General features: G+C 56.8%; 4 protein-coding genes. 1 reads left to right on the top strand and 3 read right to left on the bottom strand.

Features of this window, described 5'->3' with window-relative positions:
* A partial coding sequence (locus tag AC1DLB_RS24050) for a lysophospholipid acyltransferase family protein (RefSeq protein WP_477785764.1) occupies positions 1-332 on the top strand: 332 nt, incomplete at its 5' end.
* A gap of 74 nt (positions 333-406) precedes the next feature.
* Here AC1DLB_RS24050 and AC1DLB_RS24045 read toward each other — a convergent pair.
* The 3 genes from AC1DLB_RS24045 to AC1DLB_RS24035 form a co-directional block, all read right to left on the bottom strand.
* Positions 407-1105, bottom strand: a complete 699-nt coding sequence (locus AC1DLB_RS24045; RefSeq protein WP_018927943.1) for an outer membrane protein — start codon at positions 1103-1105, stop codon at positions 407-409.
* Between the two features lie 85 nt (positions 1106-1190).
* A complete protein-coding gene (locus AC1DLB_RS24040; RefSeq protein WP_019020906.1) occupies positions 1191-1667 on the bottom strand; it encodes an SRPBCC family protein in 477 nt (158 codons plus the stop codon).
* 59 nt (positions 1668-1726) lie between these two features.
* A partial coding sequence (locus tag AC1DLB_RS24035) for an AfsA-related hotdog domain-containing protein (RefSeq protein WP_477785763.1) occupies positions 1727-3856 on the bottom strand: 2130 nt, incomplete at its 5' end.

Raw genomic sequence — 3856 nt, 5'->3', positions numbered from 1 at the left:
CTTCTATCCAGAGCTTGCGCAAGATTTCCAAGAGTGTTGTCGCAGACAATACTTCCATCTGGATCTTTCCTGAAGGCACCCGAAACAAAGGTGGGGATATGCTGCCTTTCAAGGCGGGGGCCTTTCGGATTGCCAAGGAGATGGGAGTAGGGATCGTTCCAGTCACGATCAGTCCTGCTGTCGGGGACATTGTCTACAACTCATTGCGCCCTACTGAAGTCAGTATCGTCGCCCATCAACCCATCGAGGCGGATGAGGTCGCGCGTATGAGCGCCAAAGAACTGGCAAGCTACACGCGTGAGATTATCAACAATATGATTCCGGTTATTTAGTCGAAAAAACGGGATACGGTGGGACCCCCGGACTCCTCGATAGRTGAAACTGCACCTATCGAGGAGTTTCCCGCTTAGAACCAATAATGCAGGCCGAGCATTAATGACTGGGCGCTGTAGTCAGTACGCACATCGCCTTGGGGCAGGCCCTGAATGTCACCGAAGTGCGCATCGCGAGTCTTGAGGTATCGATAATCCAGGGACATGGACCATTGTTCGGTGAGTTCGTAACCTACCCCGGCGCCGAGTTGATAGGCCGATACAGTGTCGCGATGAGTGTTGCCGAACTGGACGCCGCCGGCTTCCAGGCCACTGACCGACAGCTTGGTGTAACCCAGGCCGCCGCCGATGTAAGGGGTGAACCGATTGAAGGGGGCTGGCAGGTTCAAGACGTCATACCAGAGGTTGGCCATGACGCTGGTGGCTTCCTCTTCGCCTTTCCCGTCGATGCTCCCGCCGCCTTCGTAGACCCGGTTATTGAACTGGGTCAGGGTGTTTTTGCGGTAGCTGAGTTCCACTTCGGGTCTGAGCCCGATGGGGAATCGCCAGCCCAGTGCGAGTCCGGTGGCGTAGCCGGAGTGTAACGGTTGGTTGAATTCCATCTCGACAAAGTCGAGGTTGTTTTGGTTAAGGTCCTGCGGAGCCACCCAGTTCAGACCACCCATGACGCTGACGTAAGGGCCGAGCGTGTCGGCGGAACTGGACTCAGGGGCAATAACGCCCATGCCAATGACGCCCATCATGAGATACAGAGGTTTTTTAAATAGGTTCATGCTCGGTCCAAAGTGTGCCGTTATCGATAAGTAAGCGGGGGGGGGGGCGGGAGCGAGCGTGCAACACGCTCCCTCCCGGGATATTTCATACACGGTGCAAATGCGTTCCAGGTTTTTCGAGCCCTGGGGTACTGATGGCATTCGCTCGTTGTTCAGCCAGCGTGCACAGGTTGCGCAGTGCCGTGGTCATTGCCGCGGTCAGCATTTTGCGTAGCAGCCCGCGGTATAAAAAACTCAAGGGGCCAGAGATCTTTGCGCTATGGATGACTTGGGTTTCATTCGGGGAAAGCCTGCGCATCTGGTGATCGAACTCAAGGTCGATCCACAGCAGTCTTGCCGTGTTCCGATAGCTTTCATGCAGCTTCACTGCTTCCAGTTTCAGCGGCATGTTCAGGCCATTTTTGAGGACGCATTTGCCTCGCGTTCCAGGTTGAAACGGGCCATTGAGTTCGCACTGGCGAACGTCGGTATCCCATAGCGGCGCTTCTGAAAAATTGCTCCAGATATTCCAGATTTCAGCACGCGGCGATTTGACTATGACTTGCACTTTGACATCGTTCACGGCGACACCTTGATTGTTGGGGGCACGGTCATGCGGGAGAGTGGGATCAATTGAGTGCCTCAGGCCGCGGGTGCGGATTGACTCAGCACTTGAGCTGTAATGCTGGCTTGACCGATTTTTTCGCCCCGATTGAACAGGTCGATATAGATGCGGTTGGTTTTGAACGGCTGTTGTGCGTCAAAACCCGCTTGCGGTGCCAATGACAGCGGACTGTTCCTGGGGATTGGCCGATCCAGGGTGAAACTCAAGGCCAGCAGGTTCATCGGGGTGTTGAGTGGAATCCGCAGATGGCTGTGGGCAATCTGCATGTAGCACTGGCGGGCAACTTCGAGGAAATACACCATCGAATGGTGCTCGGGGTCGCCCTCCTGGAAGAAGTGCTCATCCGGCAGTTTGAGCGTGTCCACGCTCAAGCCCTGAGCGATGCCGCTCATGTCACTGACGATGACGTTTTCTTCCCTGGCCTTGTGCAGCAAGGCCTTGTCACGGCAGCGAGTGGCCGTGAACTCGCCGGCGGGCGATTTCTCGAACGCCGAGCTGTAGGCCATCCCAAGGACGCAGGTGCACATCAGCTTTCCGGCTTGCATGACCTTGGCATTGAACACCTGGGAGTCTTTTTCCTGTTCCAGATGCAGATCAATCACACCCTCCTTTTGTACGTATTGCTGGAACTTGATATTCAGGGTTTTGACATACGCGACTCGCCCACTCAGTGGCGGCATGGCGAGTTCAATCAGTTGCAACACGCCCTCGAGCAATAGAATGCCGGGGATGTGATCAAGAGGGTGATCGAAGAAATAAGGGTGCGCTTCATTCACCACGAGCTGGGCGTGCAGTGACTGAGCGCCGCGCTGGACGTTGGTGATTACGACGTTTTCCGGGGAACGTTGCCAGTGCGCCGGGCGCTGGACTTCAGTGCCACGGTGCAGGGCGAAAAGACTCTCCATGGCGCGAACCCGGACACGCAGCCCTGAGAGCAGAGTGTTGGTCAGCATGTCGCTGAGTTGCAGCACGTCGACGCCGTCGTTTTGTGGTTCGCGGACAAGGCTGACAGGACGGGCAGGCGGGATCACCGGTTGCAGTTCATGGTGGGCCGAGTGAGCAAAACGCAGGGTAAAGGGATGCTTGATGGCAGGAGCGGGTTCGGCCACCGTGCTCCATTCCCGAAGCTTTTCAGTAAACAACCACATCACTGCCTTGCCGGCTTCGCGAACCTCGATCACCGTGTGAGCCGATGCACTCAACATCACCGCCAGCAGGGTTTCGATGCCACTGGCTTCAGCCAGGAAACCGGTAATCTCTTGCAGAGATCCACTGGCATGAGTCGCGTCAGGTTGCAGCTCGCAGACTTCAATGTTCTGGTATTGACTCCGCTCTTTGCCCAGCAGTTGGCAAGCCTCTTCCAGCGAGTTCGCGGCATGGGCGAGGACCGCCGCGCGGATCACCAGTAAAGGTTTGTCGCTGGCGTCTGGTTGATAGGGACGCAGCGCAATCAGCCCCAGTCCTTCACCTTGCRCCGTCGCTGAATGTCGGGCGCGCTCGATCTCGATTTCACCGCTGATAAAGCGCCCTGCACCGAGCAACAGCGTGGTTATGCCGTTCTTGAACCATTGCTGCGATGCCAGCAAGGTTTGCCAGAACAGACCCGGGGTGCCGACCAGTGTTTGATGGAAACCCTTGAAGTCAAAAATTTGCGTCGGGTAGCCGGACAACATGTTCGGCAACATGGTTGCCACGTCCGCTACCTCCACGCCCGGTGGCGTGCCTTGAGCCTGGGAGTAGAAGCTGTGAGCGCTGCTGTACGCATTGCTGAAGCGTTCCCCGCCCATGTTGCAGCACATGACCATCGCCGTGCCGGGTGAGCCGGCCACACCCGGCAGGCGTCGCAGCAAATGATTGACGCGATCGGTGATCAACAGCTTGAATGGATCGACATGGGCCAGAGGTTTGGGACCCATGCCGAAACCGTCGATATCAATGACGCGATCCTGCGCCAGGAATTGGCCCAGTAATGGCTGACCTGGGGCAGGGGTGTAATCAACGAAACGCCCATAAGGGAAACTGACTGATGGCGCTGCCGGCCGATCGAGCTGTTGCTTGAATGACTGCAACGAGCCGTGACTGCCGATCGCTGCTTCAGCCTCGACAATCGCAAGGTCCAGCATTAACACGCCGGGGTTGGCTTGAGG

This window comes from Pseudomonas sp. 05N434 (genome assembly GCF_056396965.1).
This window is presented reverse-complemented; position numbering and strand designations above follow the sequence as displayed.

Bases quoted from the DNA above. Each gene is read 5' to 3' on its own strand.
- AC1DLB_RS24045 (WP_018927943.1), bottom strand. From the start codon at position 1,105: ATGAACCTATTTAAAAAACCTCTGTATCTCATGATGGGCGTCATTGGC.